Origin of the sequence: Dechloromonas sp. TW-R-39-2 (assembly GCF_016864195.1) — a bacterium.
GTDB lineage: Bacteria > Pseudomonadota > Gammaproteobacteria > Burkholderiales > Rhodocyclaceae > Azonexus.
In genome coordinates, this window is sequence record NZ_CP045202.1 from 782,380 (window position 1) to 798,663 (window position 16,284).

The following is a 16,284-nucleotide window of genomic DNA, read 5'->3' on the forward strand; positions in this document are numbered from 1 at the left end:
CGAGGCAGGTTATTACCTGCCTCATCGTTCTTTGGAAGCCAAAAATGCAAAACCAGAAAATCCGTATCCGCCTCAAGGCCTTCGACTATCGCCTGATCGATCAATCGGCTCAGGAAATTGTTGAAACCGCCAAGCGTACCGGCGCTGTCGTTCGTGGTCCGGTGCCGTTGCCGACCCGCAAGCAGCGTTTCGACATCCTGCGTTCGCCGCACGTTAACAAGGCTTCCCGTGATCAGCTGGAAATTCGTACCCATCTGCGTCTGATGGATATCGTTGATCCGACTGATAAAACTGTTGATGCACTGATGAAGCTGGATCTGCCGGCTGGTGTGGACGTCGAGATCAAGTTGCAGTAATTGTAGTTTTGCGGATATAATCCGCTGTTTTCGGGGGTGGCCAATTTCGGCTGCCCATTTGTTGTTTTACATCGACCGGCCAATCGCAGCCGGCGATGAGGAGAATAACCATGAGTCTAGGCCTTGTTGGTCGCAAGGTTGGCATGACTCGCATTTTTGCTGAGGATGGTGCGTCCATTCCGGTAACTGTGCTTGACGTGTCCAACAATCGCGTGACCCAAGTCAAAACGCCGGAGATCGATGGCTACGCAGCCATTCAGGTCGCATTCGGCAAGCGCCGTGCCTCGCGCGTCTCCAAGCCCCTCGCTGGCCATCTGGCCAAGGCGGGCGTGGAAGCCGGGCATGTCCTCAAGGAATTCCGTATTGATTCCGAGCAGCTGGCCACTTTCAAGGCTGGCGATCAGGTTGCTGTCACCATTTTTGCCGAAGGGCAAAAGGTTGACGTGACCGGTACCTCGATCGGTAAGGGTTTTCAGGGCGGCATCAAGCGTCATAACTTCAGTTCCAATCGTGCTACCCACGGTAACTCGGTGTCGCATAACGCGCCGGGTTCTATTGGTATGGCGCAGGATCCGGGTCGTGTTTTCCCGGGTAAGCGCATGGCTGGTCACTTGGGTGATGTGCAGTCCACGATGCAGGGTCTGACGGTTGTTCGCGTCGATACCGAGCGCCAGCTTCTTCTGGTTCGTGGTGCCGTACCGGGCGCCAAGGGTGCTGACGTCGTTGTGCGTCCGGCAGTCAAGGCATAAGGGGGCAACATGGAACTTAAGGTAATTAATCAGCAAGGTCAGGAAGCTGCGACGCTGCAGGCTTCTGATGTGCTTTTTGGTCGTGACTTCAACGAAGCGCTGGTTCACCAGATCGTCGTTGCTTATCAGGCAAATGCCCGCTCTGGCGACAGTCAGCAGAAGGATCGCTCTGAAGTTCGTCACACAACCACCAAGCCGTGGCGCCAAAAGGGTACGGGTCGTGCTCGTGCTGGTTCGAATGGCAGTCCGTTGTGGCGTGGCGGCGGTCGGATCTTCCCGAATTCGCCCGAGCAGAACTACAGCCAGAAGGTTAACAAGAAGATGTTCCGCGCCGGTATGGCTGCGATTCTCTCCGAGTTGGCCCGTCAGGATCGTCTGGTTGTGGTTGATGACATCTCTGTTGATGCTCCGAAGACCAAGTTGTTCTCTCAGAAGCTGAAGGACATGGGTCTCGAAGGCAATCTGTTGGTCATCACCGATGCGCTGAACGAAAATCTGTACCTCTCGTCGCGCAACCTGCCCAATGTCCTGGTGCTCGAAGCCCAGGAGGCTGATCCGGTTTCTCTGGTTCGCTTCACCAAGGTGCTCGTCACCAAGGCTGCTGTGGCTAAGTTCGAGGAGATGTGGGGATGAATCAAGAACGTCTGATGCAGGTGCTGCTGGCACCGCAGATCTCCGAAAAAGCCACCTACATTGCTGAAAAGCATGAGCAGGTGATCTTCCGCGTCGCAACCGATGCGACCAAGCCGGAAATCAAGGCTGCGGTTGAGCTGCTGTTCAAGGTTGAAGTTGAGTCCGTTCAGGTCGCCAACGTCAAAGGCAAGGTCAAGCGCTTCAAGGGTGCCGTTGGCCGTCGCAAGGGCTGGAAAAAGGCTTATGTAAGCCTGAAGCCGGGACAGGAAATTAATTTCGTTGAAGGGGGGAATGTCTAATGGCGCTCGTTAAAGTCAAGCCGACCTCCCCTGGTCGTCGCGCTGTTGTTCAGGTTGTCAATGCCAATCTGCACAAGGGCAAGCCGTTTGCTGCTCTCGTCGAGAGCAAGAACAGCCAGGCTGGCCGTAACAACAACGGTCGTATTACTGTTCGTCACCAAGGTGGCGGCCATAAGCAATCCTACCGCGTGATCGATTTCAAGCGTACCAAGGACGGTGTTCCGGCCAAAGTCGAGCGTCTTGAATACGACCCGAACCGTACCGCAAACATCGCTCTGCTGTGTTATGCCGACGGCGAACGTCGTTACATTATTGCCAACAAGGGTATGGTTGTCGGTCAGCCGATCATGAGTGGTTCAGAAGCGCCGATCAAGTCGGGTAACGCTCTGCCGATCCGCAACATTCCGGTTGGTACGACCATTTGCTGTGTCGAAATGCTGCCTGGCAAGGGTGCTCAGCTGGCTCGTTCCGCTGGTGCTTCGGTCCAGTTGCTGGCTCGTGAAGGTACCTACGCTCAGATCCGTCTGCGCTCCGGTGAGGTTCGTCGTGTGCACGTCGAGTGTCGCGCAACCATCGGTGAAGTGGGTAACGAAGAGCACAGCCTGCGCAAGATCGGTAAAGCCGGTGCTCAGCGTTGGCGTGGTATCCGTCCGACCGTTCGTGGTGTTGCCATGAACCCGGTTGATCACCCGCACGGTGGTGGCGAAGGCCGTACCGGCGAAGGTCGTGTGCCAGTCAATCCTTGGGGTCAGCCGACCAAGGGTTATCGCACCCGGAATAACAAGCGCACGAACAGCATGATTGTTCAGCGCCGTTACAAGCGTTAAGGGGTAGGAAATGGGACGTTCTCTGAAAAAGGGCCCGTTTGTTGATGCGTATCTGATCGACAAAGTCGAAGCAGTTCGCGCTACAAGCGACAAGCGCCCGATCAAGACCTGGTCACGTCGTTCGACGATCCTCCCCGAGTTCATCGGTTTGACGATCGCTGTTCACAACGGCAAGCAGCATATTCCGGTGTTCGTCACCGAGAATATGGTCGGTCACAAGCTCGGCGAGTTTTCGCTGACCCGTACGTTCAAGGGTCACACCGCCGGCAAGAAGGCCAAGAAGTAAGGAGCTGACATGGAAACTCGTGCAAGTCTGCGGGGCGTACGCCTCTCTGCGCAAAAAGGTCGCCTCGTTGCTGATCTGGTGCGTGGCAAGCCGGTTGGTCAGGCTCTCAACATCCTGGCTTTCTCCCCTAAAAAAGGGGCCGGTATCGTTAAAAAAGTTCTCGAGTCGGCAATTGCCAACGCGGAACACAATGACGGCGCTGATATCGACGAACTGATGGTCAAAATCATCTACGTTGAAAAAGGCATGGTGCTCAAGCGTTTCACCGCTCGCGCCAAGGGTCGTGGCAATCGGATCGTCAAGCCGACCTGCCATATCTATCTGACCGTTGGTAACTAAGGAAGAGCCATGGGACAGAAAATTCATCCGACTGGCTTCCGTCTGGCCGTCACCAAAAACTGGAATTCTCGCTGGTATGCTACCAGCAAAGATTTTCCGGGTATGCTCAACGAAGACATCAAGGTCCGCGAGTATCTTAAGCGCAAGCTGGCGCATGCATCTGTTGGTCGCGTTCTGATCGAGCGTCCGGCCAAAAATGCCCGCGTAACAATTTACTCGGCTCGCCCGGGTGTTGTTATCGGCAAAAAGGGTGAGGACATTGAGCAGCTTCGCAGCGATCTTCAGCGCATCATGGGCGTTCCTGTCCATGTTTCGATCGAAGAAATTCGCAAGCCGGAAATTGATGCTCAACTGATCGCCGACTCCATTGCTCAGCAACTGGAAAAGCGCATCATGTTCCGCCGCGCCATGAAGCGTGCAATGCAAAATGCAATGCGCCTGGGTGCTCAGGGTATCAAGGTCATGAGTGCAGGTCGTCTGAACGGTGCTGAAATTGCTCGTAGCGAATGGTATCGCGAAGGTCGCGTTCCCCTTCATACGCTGCGTGCCAATATCGATTACGCAACCTCGGAAGCACTGACCACCTACGGCATCATTGGTATCAAGGTCTGGGTTTACAAGGGTGACATGCTTGATCGCAACGAACAACCGGCGGTTGAAGAGCCGGTTGCCGATGATCGTCGCCCGCGTCGTGCGCCGGCTCGTCCAGATGGCGAAAAGCCCCGTACCCGTACGGTGAAGAAGCCTGAAGGCGAAGGTGCGCCGGCCAAGCGAGTAAGAAAGGCAGGTGCCTAAATGTTGCAACCTAATCGTCGCAAGTTCCGTAAGGAACACAAGGGCCGTAATGAAGGTCTGGCGACCCGTGGTACGAAGGTTTCCTTCGGTGAGTGGGGTCTCAAGGCCATTGGTCGTGGTCGTTTGACTGCTCGCCAAATCGAAGCTGCTCGTCGTGCCATGACCCGTCACATCAAGCGCGGTGGCCGTATCTGGATCCGTATTTTCCCGGACAAGCCGATTTCCAAGAAGCCGGCCGAAGTTCGTATGGGTAACGGTAAGGGTAATCCGGAGTATTGGGTTGCCGAAATCCAGCCGGGCAAAGTGCTCTACGAAATGGATGGTGTTAACGAGGCGCTGGCTCGCGAGGCATTTGCCCTTGCTGCTGCGAAGCTGCCGATCGCTACCACCTTTGTGACTCGTCATCTGGGGTAATCATGAAAGCTAGTGAACTGAGAACCAAGAGCGTGGACGAGCTCAACAAGGAATTGCTGGACCTGTTGCGGGCCCAGTTCGGTCTGCGTATGCAACTTGCTACCCAGCAGTTGTCCAATACCAGCCAAATGTCCAAGGTGCGTCGCGACATTGCTCGCGTTCGCACGCTTATCCGTGAAAAGGCGGTGCAGCAATGAGCGAAACCACCAGCATCAAGCGTACTCTCGTCGGTCGCGTTGTTAGCGACAAGATGGAGAAGACGGTTACCGTCCTCGTCGAACGTAAGGTCAAGCACCCGATGTACGGCAAGGTTATGGTGCGTTCCAAGAAGTACCATGCCCACAACGAAGGCAACACGGCCAAGACCGGTGATCTCGTCGAGATCGTCGAAACCCGTCCTGTTTCCCGTACAAAGACCTGGGCTGTGACCAGTGTTCTGGAAAAGGCTATCGTCGTTTGACGAAATTCTTTGACAGTTCTTGTCAAGCTTAAAAGAAGCCGGTATAATCCGGCTTCTTTTTTGCTATTGGCCATTCTGGCTGATGCAAAGGTGTTCGACCCGTACGGGTTCCAAGACTGACCGCAATGCGGATTAAGTTGGAGTTAATTTAAATGATTCAGATGCAGACAACTCTGGACGTCGCCGATAATACCGGCGCCCGTTCAGTAATGTGTATCAAAGTGCTCGGTGGATCCAAGCGCCGTTACGCTGGCATTGGCGACATCATCAAGGTCAGCATCAAGGATGCTGCTCCGCGTGGTCGCGTCAAGAAGGGTGATGTATACAATGCCGTGGTGGTTCGTACCGCCAAAGGTGTTCGTCGTCCGGATGGCTCGCTCGTTCGCTTTGATGGCAATGCCGCAGTTCTTCTCAACAACAAACTTGAGCCCATTGGCACTCGTATCTTTGGCCCGGTAACTCGCGAACTGCGTACCGAGCGATTCATGAAGATCGTGTCCCTGGCGCCTGAAGTGCTGTAAAGGAGCGACTGATGGAAAAGATTCGTAAAGGCGACGAAGTCGTCGTTATCACTGGTAAAGACAAGGGCAAGCGCGGTACCGTGCTCCGTCGTGTCGATGAAGATCACGTGCTGGTCGAAGGTGTTAATCGCGCCAAGAAGCATGTGAAGCCGAACCCGGTCAAGGGTGTGGCTGGTGGCATTGTTGATAAAGACATGCCGATTCATCTCTCCAATGTTGCGCTGTTCAATCCTGCGACTCAAAAGGCTGACCGTGTCGGCATCAAGTCGCTCGAAGACGGTCGCAAGGTTCGCGTGTTCAAGTCGAACGGCGAACTGGTGAACGCATAAGGAGCAGTCATGGCGCGTTTGCAGCAGTTTTACAAGGAAACCGTCGTCGGCGACATGACCAAGAACTTTGGTTACAAGTCGGTGATGGAAGTGCCGCGTATCACCAAGATCACTCTGAATATGGGTGTCGGTGAGGCAGTGGCTGACAAGAAGGTTCTCGAGAACGCCGTTGGCGACATGCAGAAGATCGCAGGTCAGAAACCGGTCACGACCAAGGCTCGCAAGTCTATTGCTGGCTTCAAGATTCGTGATGGCTACCCGATCGGTTGTATGGTTACTCTGCGTGGTCCGCGCATGTTCGAATTCCTGGATCGCTTGGTTACCATCGCCCTGCCGCGTGTTCGCGACTTCCGTGGTATTTCTGGCAAGGGTTTTGACGGCCAGGGTAACTACAATATGGGTGTCAAAGAGCAGATCATTTTCCCGGAAATCGAGTATGACAAGATCGATGCTCTTCGGGGTATGAATATCAGCATCACGACCACGGCGAAGACCGACGCAGAAGCAAAAGCGCTGCTCGCCGCGTTCAAGTTCCCGTTCAAGAATTGAGGCAATCATGGCAAAACTTGCTCTGATCAACCGTGAAGAGAAGCGCCGCAAGCTGGTCGCGCAGTACGCCAAGAAGCGTGCGGCCCTCGAGGCGATTATCAATAACGAAGGCCTTTCGGACGCGGAGCGTTATGAAGCTCGTCTGAAAATTCAGGCTCTTCCGCGCAACTCCAGCCCGTCGCGTTTGCGCAATCGTTGCCAGCTGACAGGTCGTCCGCGTGGTGTTTTCCGTAAGTTCGGTCTGTGCCGTAACAAGATCCGTGAGCTCGCTTTCAATGGCGAAATTCCGGGTGTTGTTAAGGCCAGCTGGTAAGAGGAGATTCAGAAATGGCTATGAGCGATCCGATCGCGGACATGCTGACTCGCATCCGCAACGCCCAGCTCGCTGAAAAGGCGTCTGTCTCCATGCCGTCTTCCAAGGTCAAAGTGGCTATTGCCGCTGTGCTGAAGGACGAAGGCTACGTAGATAACTTTGCAGTGCGTCAAGCCGACGGCAAAGCCACTCTCGAAATTGAGCTCAAGTATTACGCCGGTCGTCCGGTTATTGAGCGCATCGAGCGTGTCTCCAAGCCTGGCCTGCGTATCTACAAGGGCTGTGAAGATATTCCCCGTGTCATGAACGGTCTTGGTGTGGCGATTGTTTCCACGCCGAAGGGTGTCATGACCGATCGCAAGGCTCGCGCCAGCAAGATCGGCGGCGAAGTCCTGTGCATCGTGGCATAAGGGAGAAATCATGTCTCGTGTTGGTAAGAATCCGATTGTCCTGCCGGCTGGTGTTGAAGTCACCGTTGGCCAGCAAATCATCGTCAAGGGCCCGCTGGGTTCCCTGAAGGCTGCCGCTCACCCGGCAGTCAAGGTGGTCGTTGAGGGACAAAATGTCGTCGTATCCAAAGTTGAAGGCGCTTCCGCCGGTGGTGCCATGTGGGGCACCATGCGGGCTAACCTGAACAATATGGTTACCGGCGTTTCCAAAGGTTTTGAAAAGAAGCTGCAGTTGGTTGGCGTGGGTTACCGCGCTCAGGCTCAGGGCGAAATCCTGAATCTGTCCCTCGGCTTCTCCCACCCGGTTGCGCACAAGATGCCGGCCGGTGTGAAAGTTGAGTGCCCGACCCAGACGGAAATCCTGATCAAGGGTTCCGACAAGCAGCAGGTCGGCCAGGTCGCCGCCGAAGTTCGTGCATATCGTAAGCCGGAACCCTACAAGGGCAAGGGCGTGCGTTATGCCGACGAAGTGGTGGTTATCAAGGAAACCAAGAAGAAGTAAGGGTGGCATATGTTTAACAGGAAAGAAGCGCGTCTGCGCCGTGCTCGCCAAACGCGAGCAAAAATCGCCGAGCTCAAAGCTGTGCGCCTGTGCGTTAATCGCACGAACTGCCACATTTACGCCCAGATCATTTCGCCTTGCGGCGGTAAGGTTCTGGCTTCGGCTTCCACGCTTGACGTCGATGTTCGCAAGGACATCCCGAACGGCGGTAACAAGGCTGCTGCCACTTCCGTTGGCAAGTTGATCGCCGAGCGTGCCAAGGCCGCCGGTATCGAACGGGTGGCTTTTGATCGTTCCGGTCTTCAGTACCATGGTCGTGTTCAGGCGTTGGCGGAAGCCGCGCGTGAAGCCGGTCTGCAGTTCTGATCGCCGCGAAAGGAATAGGTTAAGAAATGGCTAAACCTGAAAGAAACAAGAAGCCGCAGCAAGCTGAAGAGCGTGATGATGGCATGCGCGAGAAGATGGTCGCGGTCAATCGCGTTACCAAGGTGGTTAAGGGCGGCCGTATTCTCGGTTTCGCAGCCCTGACCGTCGTTGGTGACGGCGATGGCGGCATTGGCATGGGCAAGGGCAAGTCCCGCGAAGTGCCGGTTGCCGTGCAAAAGGCAATGGAAGAGGCTCGTCGCAAGATGGCTAAGGTCAGCCTGAAGAGCGGTACGGTTCATCACACGGTCATGGGTCGCCACGGCGCCACTACCGTGATGATCCAGCCGGCTCCGGATGGTACCGGCATCATCGCAGGTGGCGCAATGCGTGCCGTCTTCGAAGTTGTTGGTGTGACCAACGTCGTTGCCAAGGCTCACGGTTCGACCAATCCTTACAACATCGTGCGTGCGACGATCGATGGTCTGTCGAAGGTCAATACGCCGGCAGAGATCGCTGCAAAGCGTGGTCTGTCTGTTGAAAAGATCCTGGGGTAAGTCATGGCTGACAAGAAAATCACAGTGAAGCTCGTCAAGAGCATTATCGGCACCAAGCAGGACCACCGCGCCACCGTGCGCGGCCTGGGTCTGCGTAAGCTGAACAGTTCCGCTGTCCTGGAAGATACGCCGGCAGTCCGCGGCATGATCCAAAAGGTTCAGTATCTCGTCAAGGTTGAGGGTTAAGCCATGCGTCTGAATACCATCAAGCCCGCAGAAGGCTCCAAAAAGGCTGCGAAGCGTGTCGGTCGTGGCATCGGTTCCGGCCTGGGCAAGACTTGCGGTCGCGGTCACAAGGGTCAGAAGTCTCGTTCCGGTGGCTTCCACAAGGTTGGTTTCGAAGGCGGTCAAATGCCTTTGCAACGTCGCCTGCCGAAGCGTGGTTTCAACTCGCTGACGCGTGCTCGTAACTACGAAATCCGTCTGACCGACATTGAGCGCATGCCGCTCGACGAGATCGATCTGCTTGCTCTGCAAGCTGCTGGTGTCGTGCCGGGTGATGCCTTGTCTGCTAAGGTTATCCTCTCTGGTGCCATCACCCGCAAAGTCGTTCTCAAGGGTGTCGGTGCAACGAAGGGTGCCAAGGCAGCCATCGAAGCAGTCGGCGGCTCGATCGCTGAGTAAGAACTAAGAAAGGTAAGAACGTTGGCGGCAAATCCTAATACCGTAGGCAAGGGCGGAAAATTCGGCGATCTAAAGCGCCGTTTGTGGTTCTTGCTGGGTGCGCTCGTGGTGTATCGCATTGGTGCGCATATTCCGGTTCCGGGTATTGACCCCAACGTCCTTGCTGATCTGTTTAATTCGCAGCAGGGCGGCATCTTGGGCATGTTCAACATGTTCTCGGGTGGTGCTCTGTCGCGTTTCACCATTTTTGCGCTGGGGATCATGCCTTACATTTCGGCATCGATCATCATGCAGTTGATGAGCGTCGCAAGTCCTCAACTTGAAGCACTCAAGAAAGAGGGCGAAGCCGGTCGCCGCAAGATTACTCAATATACCCGCTATGGCACGGTCGCTTTGGCGCTGTTCCAGGGCCTGGGTATCGCTGTTGCCCTCGAAGCGCAGGCCGGCCTCGTCGCAGACCCTGGCTTCTTGTTCCGCCTGACGACTGTATCCACCTTGCTGACCGGAACGATGTTCCTGATGTGGTTGGGCGAGCAGGTTACTGAGCGTGGTTTGGGTAACGGTATTTCCATCATTATTTTTGCCGGTATCGCTGCTGGTCTGCCGAATGCGATTGGCGGTCTGCTTGAGTTGGTTCGCACCGGCGCAATGCATCCGCTCTCTGCATTGGTTATTTGTGTCCTGATAGTTGCTGTTACGGCATTTGTTGTATTCGTCGAACGTGGTCAGCGCAAGATTCTGGTTAACTACGCGAAGCGTCAGGTCGGTAACAAGGTTTATGGCGGGCAAAGTTCACACTTGCCATTGAAGCTGAATATGGCTGGTGTTATTCCCCCCATTTTTGCTTCTTCGATCATTCTTTTTCCGGCGACTGTCGCTGGCTGGTTTGGTTCAAGCGATTCGATGCGCTGGTTGAAGGATATCGCTGGCACGTTGTCTCCTGGGCAGCCGATTTACGTGATGCTCTATGCTGCAGCAATCATCTTCTTCTGCTTTTTCTACACCGCCCTTGTGTTTAACTCCAAGGAAACGGCAGAGAATCTGAAAAAGAGCGGGGCCTTTGTTCCTGGCATTCGTCCTGGCGAACAAACCTCTCGCTACATTGACAAGATTTTGATGCGCCTTACTTTGATTGGGGCTGCTTATATTACCGTCGTCTGTCTGCTCCCTGAGTTTTTGATTTTGAAGTGGAATGTTCCATTCTATTTCGGTGGTACATCGCTTCTGATTATCGTTGTGGTGACCATGGACTTTATGTCTCAGGTTCAGGCTTACGTAATGTCGCACCAATATGAAAGTTTGCTTAAAAAGGCAAATTTCAAAGGTACTAATTGATCAAATAACTGAGTATGGCGAAGGAAGACTGTATTGAAATGCAAGGGGAGGTTTTAGAAAACCTTCCCAACGCGACCTTCAAGGTCAAACTGGAAAATGGGCACGTGCTTCATGCCTTTATCTCCGGGAAAATGAGGATGCATTACATTCGAATTCTCCCCGGCGACAAGGTTACCGTCCAGCTGACGCCATATGATTTAACCAAGGCCCGGATTGTTTTCCGGTCCAAGTAAAGATTCTCTACGCAATAAACCGCAGGGCAAGGAATCACGGCTGCTTCCAAGCCCTCGCAGACGAGGAGTAAACATGAAAGTTCAACCTTCAGTAAAGCGCGTGTGTCGCAATTGCAAAGTCATCCGTCGCAAGGGTGTCGTGCGCGTTATTTGCAAGGACCCGCGTCATAAGCAGCGTCAAGGCTAATCGCCTCGACTCGGCATACGTTAATTTTCGAAATATTGGAGTGACTCGATGGCCCGTATTGCAGGGGTAAACATTCCGAACCATCAGCATGCTGAAATCGCCCTTACCGCGATTTATGGCATCGGCCGTACCCGCTCGCAGAAGATTTGCGATGCGGCTGGCGTTGGTCGTACGACTAAAATGAAAGACCTGTCCGATGCGGACATGGATCGCTTGCGTGACGAAGTCGGCAAGTTCACCGTTGAAGGTGACCTGCGTCGCGAAGTAACGATGAACATCAAGCGTTTGATGGACCTCGGTTGCTACCGTGGCCTGCGCCATCGCAAGGGCTTGCCCTGCCGTGGTCAGCGCACCCGTACCAATGCTCGTACTCGCAAGGGTCCGCGCAAGGCCATCGCTGGCAAGAAGTAATAGGGACAGAACATGGCAAAGACTGCTACCAAAGTTCGTAAAAAGGTTAAAAAGAACGTTGCTGAGGGCATCGCCCACATTCACGCTTCGTTCAATAACACCATCATCACCATTACCGACCGTCAGGGCAATGCACTGTCCTGGGCAACTTCCGGTGGTGCCGGCTTCCGCGGTTCGCGTAAGTCCACCCCGTTTGCTGCTCAGGTGGCTGCAGAAGCTGCTGGCAAGGCGGCTCAAGAATGCGGCGTCAAGAACCTTGAAGTTCGCATCAAAGGCCCTGGTCCTGGCCGTGAATCTTCCGTCCGCGCTCTCAACGCGCTGGGCATGAAGATCACCGCTATTTCCGACGTGACGCCGGTGCCGCACAACGGTTGCCGTCCGCCTAAAAAGCGCCGCATCTAAGGAGAAAGACAAGTGGCTCGTAATCTCGATCCGAAGTGCCGTCAGTGCCGCCGTGAAGGCGAAAAGCTTTTCCTCAAGGGTGAAAAGTGCTTTACCGACAAGTGCGCCATTGAGCGCCGTTCCTACGCTCCTGGCCAGCATGGCCAGAAGTCTGGTGCCCGTCTGTCCGACTACGGCGTCCATCTTCGCGCCAAGCAGAAGATTCGTCGCGTCTATGGCGTGCTCGAAGGTCAGTTCCGCAAGACCTTCGCCGAAGCTGATCGCCGCAAGGGTCAGACCGGTGAAAACCTCCTGCAACTGCTCGAAGCCCGTCTGGACTCCGTTGCTTACCGCATGGGTTTCGGTGCTTCCCGCGTCGAATCCCGTCAGATCGTCCGTCACAACGGCGTTTTGGTGAACGGCAAGCGCGTCAACATTCCGTCTTATCTTGTTAAGCCGGGCGATGTTGTTCAGCTGACCGATCGCGCTCGCGCATCGCTGCGTTGCAAGGCCGCTCTGGAAGCTGCCGAGTCCCGCGGTTTCCCCGAGTGGGTTGCTGTTGACGTCAAGGAAGGCAAGGGAACGTTCAAGGCTATGCCGCAGCGCTCCGAGCTGCCGTCTACCCTGAACGAAGGTCTCGTCATCGAACTTTACTCGAAGTAATCACTGAGCAGAGGAATTTAGCCCATGCAAAGCAGTGGACTTCTGAAACCCCGCATTATTGATGTGCAGAGCGTTTCGCCCGTGCAAGCCAAGGTTGTGATGGAGCCGTTTGAACGCGGCTACGGTCACACCTTGGGTAATGCACTGCGTCGTATCCTGCTGTCCTCCATGCCGGGTTATGCGCCGACCGAAGTCGGCATTGAGGGTGTGCTCCACGAGTACTCCACCGTTGATGGCGTTCAGGAAGATGTCGTTGATATCCTTCTGAACCTCAAAGGCATCGTGTTCAAGTTGCATAACCGCGACTCGGTCACGCTCAATCTGGTCAAGGAAGGTGAGGGCGTTGTCCGTGCAGGCGATATTGATTTGCCGCACGACGTCGAAATCATCAACCCGGAACATGTCGTGGCTCACTTGTCGCCTGGCGGCAAGCTGGCGATGGAAATCAAGGTCGAAAAGGGACGCGGCTATGTGCCGGGTAACGTTCGCAACCTCGGTGATTCCAAGACGATCGGCAAGCTCGTGCTGGATGCTTCATTCAGCCCGATCCGCCGTGTTGCCTACTCTGTTGAAAGCGCCCGCGTTGAACAGCGTACCGACTTGGACAAGCTGATTGTCGACATTGAGACCAACGGTGTTGTCGAGCCGGAAGAGGCCATTCGCTACGCAGCTCGCGTGCTGATGGAACAGCTCTCCGTGTTTGCCGATCTCGAAGGCACGGCCCCCGCTGTGGAAGCCTCCAAGCCGGCTCAGGTTGACCCGGTTCTCCTTCGCCCGGTGGATGATCTCGAATTGACGGTTCGTTCTGCGAACTGCCTCAAGGCTGAGAACATTTATTACATCGGCGATCTTATTCAGCGTACCGAGAATGAACTTCTCAAGACCCCGAATCTGGGTCGTAAGTCGCTGAACGAGATCAAGGAAGTGCTTGCTGCACGTGGTCTGACCCTCGGCATGAAACTGGAAAATTGGCCGCCCGCCGGTCTGGAAAAGGTCTAAGGACCTTTTTCAGCACGGGTCGTCAAGGGACGCCTGCAGAATATAGAAAGGATTAACCATGCGTCACCGCAATGGACTTCGCAAACTGAACCGTACCAGCAGCCATCGCCTCGCGATGCTGCGCAACATGACTGTTTCTCTTCTCCGTCACGAGGCTATCAAGACCACCGTGCCGAAGGCCAAGGAACTGCGCCGTGTTGTTGAACCAATGATTACCCTCGGCAAAAACCCGACGCTGGCTAACAAGCGCCTGGCCTTTGACCGCCTGCGTGATCGCGAGATCGTCGTCAAGCTGTTTGCCGAACTTGGTCCGCGTTACAACGCTCGTCCGGGCGGCTACCTTCGTATCCTGAAGTGTGGTTTCCGCAATGGCGACAACGCACCGATGGCTTTCGTTGAGCTGGTCGATCGTCCGGAAGTTACCGAAGCTGTGGAAGTGGACGAAGCCGCTGAATAAGCTGTTTTGTTCCCATGAAAAAGGCCGGATATTCCGGCCTTTTTCTTTTTAGTGCTGCAGTATCTTTGAGAGAAATTGTTGTGCTCTTGCGGAGCGTGGAGTGCCGAAAAAGATATCTTTCGGGGCATCTTCAATAATTTTTCCCTGGTCCATGAAGATAACCCGGTGGGCAACCTTGCGTGCGAATCCCATCTCGTGGGTGACGCACATCATCGTCATTCCTTCATGAGCCAACTCGACCATGACGTCGAGTACTTCGTTGATCATCTCAGGGTCCAGCGCTGATGTTGGCTCATCGAAAAGCATGCAAATCGGATCCATGGCCAATGCCCGTGCAATTGCTACGCGCTGTTGCTGGCCGCCAGAAAGTTGGCCCGGGAATTTTTCGGCCTGCACTTTCAGACCGACCCTGTCCAGGAGTTTGAATCCGCGGTCAATGGCCTCGTCTTTTCTTCGGCCGAGAACCTTGGTCTGACCGATGCACAGATTTTCAATAATGCTCATGTGCGGGAAAAGCTCGAAATGCTGGAATACCATCCCGACATGGGCGCGGAGTTTCGAGAGATTCGTCCGTGGATCGCCGACCGACGTTCCATTCACCACAATATCGCCCTGCTGGAACGCCTCCAACCCATTGACGCATTTGATCAGGGTCGATTTACCTGAGCCAGAGGGGCCGCAAACGACGACGACTTCACCTTTGGCAACCGAGGTAGTGCACTCGGAAAGCACCTGGAAGTTGCCATACCACTTTGATACTGAGCGGATATCAATTATCGGGCGTACCTCTTCTGAAGGGTTTTGACGATTCGTGAAATCGAAAAACAGATGACGAAGTAAATTGCGCCGGCAAAAAGCAGCATTTCGACGAGTCGACCGTCGCGGTCCCCTACTTTATAGGTGGTTCCAAAAAAGTCTGACAGGCCGATCACGTAAACGAGCGATGTGTCCTGAAAAAGAATGATTGCCTGGGTCAGAAGCAGTGGGAGCATGTTGCGAAATGCCTGAGGAAGTATGATCAGGCGCATGGTTTGGTTTTGTGTCAGACCCAGGGCTTGCCCTGCGGCAATCTGCCCCTGGGGGATGCTTTGAATGCCGGCACGGATGATTTCGGAGTAATAGGCCGCTTCAAACAAGGCAAAAGCAATCAGTGCCGAAGTCAGGCGAATATCTCCAATTCCTGAGCCGAAAATACTTTTCAATGCCTGGGGAACGATCAGGTAAAACCATAAAATGACCATGACCAGTGGAACCGAGCGGAACAGATTGACGTAGCCTGCGCTGATCCAGGCAATCCAGCGGGTATTGCTCATCCGGAGAACAGCGAGGACTGTTCCCCATAGAATGCCGACGATGATTGCCGTCAGCGTCACTTCAAGGGAAATGAGCATGCCTTTGGCGAGCAGAGGTACAGCGCCGGGGATCGATGACCAATCGAATTCGTACATGTCACTTCCCCCCGATGTAGCCAGGAACCCTGACCCGCATTTCCAATCGTCGCATCAGATACATCACGGTCGCATTGATAAGTACGTACAGCAATGTGACAGCAATGAATGCCTCGTACGGTTGAGCCGTGTAGTCAACGAGCTGTTGAGCTTGGCGTGATAGTTCAATCAAACCAATGGTGGTTGCCACGGCTGAGTTTTTGAAAATATTCAAGAACTCCGAGGTGAGTGGCGGAACAATAATGCGGTACGCAACAGGCAGCAGAATGTAGCGATAAACTTGGGGTAAGGTCAGGCCCATTGCTAGCCCCGCCGCTGTTTGACCTTGAGGAAGCGCATTGATTCCTGAGCGGACTTGTTCGGCAACGCGGGCTGACGTGAACAAGCCAAGGCAGAGCATGGCAGCAAAGAATTGCTGAATCAGTGGATGGGTTTGCTTGAAGGCATTGCCCAGTTCGACTGGCAAAAGTTCTGGCAAGACAAAGTACCAGATGAATAGTTGTACCAGCAGGGGGATGTTGCGGAATATCTCAACGTAGGCGGTGGCAATTCCTGAAAGCCACCGGTTTGGTGCCGTCCTGAGGATGCCGATAATCGAGCCGGCGAGCAGGGCAATCATCCAGGCGCTGAGAGAGAGCAGGATTGTCCATTGAAGACCCTCGCCGAGCCAGGCGAGATAACTGCCTTCTCCGGTGGCGCTCGGCTGGAGAAAGACCTGCCAGTTCCAGTGGTATGACATGGGACAACCTCCGGTGAGTCTGCGGTGCCATTTTCAGGCGCCGCAGACGGTTGACCGCAAGATTTG

The 16,284-nt window shown here is 54.5% G+C and carries 32 protein-coding genes; 29 read left to right on the plus strand and 3 right to left on the minus strand.

Going from position 1 to position 16,284, the window contains the following annotated elements:
• Positions 1–44: 44 nt before the first annotated feature.
• The 29 genes from rpsJ to rplQ all read left to right on the plus strand — a co-directional run bounded on the left by rpsJ (position 45) and on the right by rplQ (position 14,031).
• Positions 45–356 carry a 30S ribosomal protein S10 gene (rpsJ, locus tag GBK02_RS03805; protein ID WP_027456678.1) on the plus strand — a complete coding sequence of 104 codons (312 nt, stop codon included), beginning with the start codon at positions 45–47 and terminating at the stop codon, positions 354–356.
• A gap of 110 nt (positions 357–466) precedes the next feature.
• Positions 467–1,105, plus strand: coding sequence for a 50S ribosomal protein L3 (rplC, locus tag GBK02_RS03810; protein ID WP_203468436.1), 639 nt, complete (start codon positions 467–469; stop codon positions 1,103–1,105).
• Between the two features lie 9 nt (positions 1,106–1,114).
• Entirely contained in the window at positions 1,115–1,738 is a 624-nt protein-coding gene (gene rplD, locus GBK02_RS03815; protein WP_203468437.1) for a 50S ribosomal protein L4, read from the plus strand.
• Positions 1,735–2,037 carry a 50S ribosomal protein L23 gene (gene rplW, locus GBK02_RS03820; protein WP_203468438.1) on the plus strand — a complete coding sequence of 101 codons (303 nt, stop codon included), beginning with the start codon at positions 1,735–1,737 and terminating at the stop codon, positions 2,035–2,037. The genes rplD and rplW overlap by 4 nt, the downstream gene beginning before the upstream one ends.
• Complete coding sequence (gene rplB / locus GBK02_RS03825) at positions 2,037–2,864, plus strand: 50S ribosomal protein L2 (protein WP_203468439.1); 828 nt, start codon at positions 2,037–2,039, stop codon at positions 2,862–2,864. The genes rplW and rplB overlap by 1 nt, the downstream gene beginning before the upstream one ends.
• Positions 2,865–2,874: 10 nt before the next feature.
• Positions 2,875–3,150, plus strand: coding sequence for a 30S ribosomal protein S19 (gene rpsS, locus GBK02_RS03830; RefSeq protein WP_066879986.1), 276 nt, complete (start codon positions 2,875–2,877; stop codon positions 3,148–3,150).
• Between the two features lie 9 nt (positions 3,151–3,159).
• A complete protein-coding gene (gene rplV / locus GBK02_RS03835; RefSeq protein WP_203468440.1) occupies positions 3,160–3,489 on the plus strand; it encodes a 50S ribosomal protein L22 in 330 nt (109 codons plus the stop codon).
• Between the two features lie 9 nt (positions 3,490–3,498).
• Positions 3,499–4,284: a 30S ribosomal protein S3 gene (gene rpsC / locus GBK02_RS03840; protein ID WP_203468441.1), complete on the plus strand. Its 786-nt coding sequence runs from the start codon at positions 3,499–3,501 to the stop codon at positions 4,282–4,284.
• The gene (rplP, locus tag GBK02_RS03845) at positions 4,285–4,698 is read left to right on the plus strand and encodes a 50S ribosomal protein L16 (RefSeq protein ID WP_150429715.1); all 414 of its coding nucleotides are present in this window, start codon (positions 4,285–4,287) and stop codon (positions 4,696–4,698) included.
• 2 nt (positions 4,699–4,700) lie between these two features.
• Positions 4,701–4,895: a 50S ribosomal protein L29 gene (rpmC, locus tag GBK02_RS03850; protein ID WP_203468442.1), complete on the plus strand. Its 195-nt coding sequence runs from the start codon at positions 4,701–4,703 to the stop codon at positions 4,893–4,895.
• A complete protein-coding gene (gene rpsQ / locus GBK02_RS03855) occupies positions 4,892–5,158 on the plus strand; it encodes a 30S ribosomal protein S17 (RefSeq protein ID WP_203468443.1) in 267 nt (88 codons plus the stop codon). The genes rpmC and rpsQ overlap by 4 nt, the downstream gene beginning before the upstream one ends.
• Before the next feature lie 152 nt (positions 5,159–5,310).
• Positions 5,311–5,679, plus strand: a complete 369-nt coding sequence (rplN, locus tag GBK02_RS03860) for a 50S ribosomal protein L14 (RefSeq protein WP_028994194.1) — start codon at positions 5,311–5,313, stop codon at positions 5,677–5,679.
• Between the two features lie 8 nt (positions 5,680–5,687).
• Complete coding sequence (gene rplX / locus GBK02_RS03865; protein WP_239003248.1) at positions 5,688–6,008, plus strand: 50S ribosomal protein L24; 321 nt, start codon at positions 5,688–5,690, stop codon at positions 6,006–6,008.
• Positions 6,009–6,017: 9 nt separating this feature from the next.
• Complete coding sequence (gene rplE / locus GBK02_RS03870) at positions 6,018–6,557, plus strand: 50S ribosomal protein L5 (RefSeq protein WP_203468445.1); 540 nt, start codon at positions 6,018–6,020, stop codon at positions 6,555–6,557.
• A 7-nt stretch (positions 6,558–6,564) separates the two neighbouring features.
• The gene (rpsN, locus tag GBK02_RS03875; RefSeq protein WP_203468446.1) at positions 6,565–6,870 is read left to right on the plus strand and encodes a 30S ribosomal protein S14; all 306 of its coding nucleotides are present in this window, start codon (positions 6,565–6,567) and stop codon (positions 6,868–6,870) included.
• Positions 6,871–6,884: 14 nt separating this feature from the next.
• The gene (gene rpsH / locus GBK02_RS03880) at positions 6,885–7,280 is read left to right on the plus strand and encodes a 30S ribosomal protein S8 (RefSeq protein WP_203468447.1); all 396 of its coding nucleotides are present in this window, start codon (positions 6,885–6,887) and stop codon (positions 7,278–7,280) included.
• 10 nt (positions 7,281–7,290) lie between these two features.
• The gene (gene rplF / locus GBK02_RS03885) at positions 7,291–7,821 is read left to right on the plus strand and encodes a 50S ribosomal protein L6 (protein ID WP_203468448.1); all 531 of its coding nucleotides are present in this window, start codon (positions 7,291–7,293) and stop codon (positions 7,819–7,821) included.
• 9 nt (positions 7,822–7,830) lie between these two features.
• The gene (rplR, locus tag GBK02_RS03890) at positions 7,831–8,187 is read left to right on the plus strand and encodes a 50S ribosomal protein L18 (protein ID WP_203468449.1); all 357 of its coding nucleotides are present in this window, start codon (positions 7,831–7,833) and stop codon (positions 8,185–8,187) included.
• A 26-nt stretch (positions 8,188–8,213) separates the two neighbouring features.
• Positions 8,214–8,741, plus strand: coding sequence for a 30S ribosomal protein S5 (rpsE, locus tag GBK02_RS03895; protein WP_203468450.1), 528 nt, complete (start codon positions 8,214–8,216; stop codon positions 8,739–8,741).
• Positions 8,742–8,744: 3 nt separating this feature from the next.
• Positions 8,745–8,927 carry a 50S ribosomal protein L30 gene (gene rpmD / locus GBK02_RS03900; protein ID WP_203468451.1) on the plus strand — a complete coding sequence of 61 codons (183 nt, stop codon included), beginning with the start codon at positions 8,745–8,747 and terminating at the stop codon, positions 8,925–8,927.
• A gap of 3 nt (positions 8,928–8,930) precedes the next feature.
• Entirely contained in the window at positions 8,931–9,365 is a 435-nt protein-coding gene (rplO, locus tag GBK02_RS03905; RefSeq protein WP_203468452.1) for a 50S ribosomal protein L15, read from the plus strand.
• A 21-nt stretch (positions 9,366–9,386) separates the two neighbouring features.
• Positions 9,387–10,700: a preprotein translocase subunit SecY gene (secY, locus tag GBK02_RS03910; protein WP_203468453.1), complete on the plus strand. Its 1,314-nt coding sequence runs from the start codon at positions 9,387–9,389 to the stop codon at positions 10,698–10,700.
• 14 nt (positions 10,701–10,714) lie between these two features.
• Entirely contained in the window at positions 10,715–10,933 is a 219-nt protein-coding gene (gene infA / locus GBK02_RS03915; RefSeq protein ID WP_203468454.1) for a translation initiation factor IF-1, read from the plus strand.
• A 73-nt stretch (positions 10,934–11,006) separates the two neighbouring features.
• On the plus strand, positions 11,007–11,120 hold the full coding sequence (gene rpmJ, locus GBK02_RS03920; RefSeq protein ID WP_028994206.1) for a 50S ribosomal protein L36: 114 nt from the start codon (positions 11,007–11,009) through the stop codon (positions 11,118–11,120).
• Between the two features lie 48 nt (positions 11,121–11,168).
• Positions 11,169–11,531, plus strand: coding sequence for a 30S ribosomal protein S13 (gene rpsM, locus GBK02_RS03925; protein WP_203468455.1), 363 nt, complete (start codon positions 11,169–11,171; stop codon positions 11,529–11,531).
• A 12-nt stretch (positions 11,532–11,543) separates the two neighbouring features.
• Positions 11,544–11,933, plus strand: a complete 390-nt coding sequence (rpsK, locus tag GBK02_RS03930; RefSeq protein WP_066880003.1) for a 30S ribosomal protein S11 — start codon at positions 11,544–11,546, stop codon at positions 11,931–11,933.
• 12 nt (positions 11,934–11,945) lie between these two features.
• Positions 11,946–12,575, plus strand: coding sequence for a 30S ribosomal protein S4 (rpsD, locus tag GBK02_RS03935; RefSeq protein ID WP_203468456.1), 630 nt, complete (start codon positions 11,946–11,948; stop codon positions 12,573–12,575).
• A 24-nt stretch (positions 12,576–12,599) separates the two neighbouring features.
• The gene (rpoA, locus tag GBK02_RS03940; protein ID WP_203468457.1) at positions 12,600–13,574 is read left to right on the plus strand and encodes a DNA-directed RNA polymerase subunit alpha; all 975 of its coding nucleotides are present in this window, start codon (positions 12,600–12,602) and stop codon (positions 13,572–13,574) included.
• 58 nt (positions 13,575–13,632) lie between these two features.
• Positions 13,633–14,031 carry a 50S ribosomal protein L17 gene (gene rplQ / locus GBK02_RS03945; protein ID WP_203468458.1) on the plus strand — a complete coding sequence of 133 codons (399 nt, stop codon included), beginning with the start codon at positions 13,633–13,635 and terminating at the stop codon, positions 14,029–14,031.
• A 48-nt stretch (positions 14,032–14,079) separates the two neighbouring features.
• On the opposite strand, the gene GBK02_RS03950 is transcribed toward rplQ, so the two are convergent.
• The 3 genes from GBK02_RS03950 to GBK02_RS03960 are packed head-to-tail and all read right to left on the minus strand — an operon-like array spanning position 14,080 to position 16,218.
• Entirely contained in the window at positions 14,080–14,808 is a 729-nt protein-coding gene (locus tag GBK02_RS03950) for an amino acid ABC transporter ATP-binding protein (RefSeq protein WP_203469291.1), read from the minus strand.
• A complete protein-coding gene (gene gltK, locus GBK02_RS03955) occupies positions 14,805–15,479 on the minus strand; it encodes a glutamate/aspartate ABC transporter permease GltK (RefSeq protein WP_203468459.1) in 675 nt (224 codons plus the stop codon). Before gltK ends, GBK02_RS03950 begins: the two co-directional genes overlap by 4 nt.
• A gap of 1 nt (position 15,480) precedes the next feature.
• A complete protein-coding gene (locus tag GBK02_RS03960) occupies positions 15,481–16,218 on the minus strand; it encodes an amino acid ABC transporter permease (RefSeq protein WP_203468460.1) in 738 nt (245 codons plus the stop codon).
• Between the last annotated feature and the right edge of the window lie 66 nt (positions 16,219–16,284).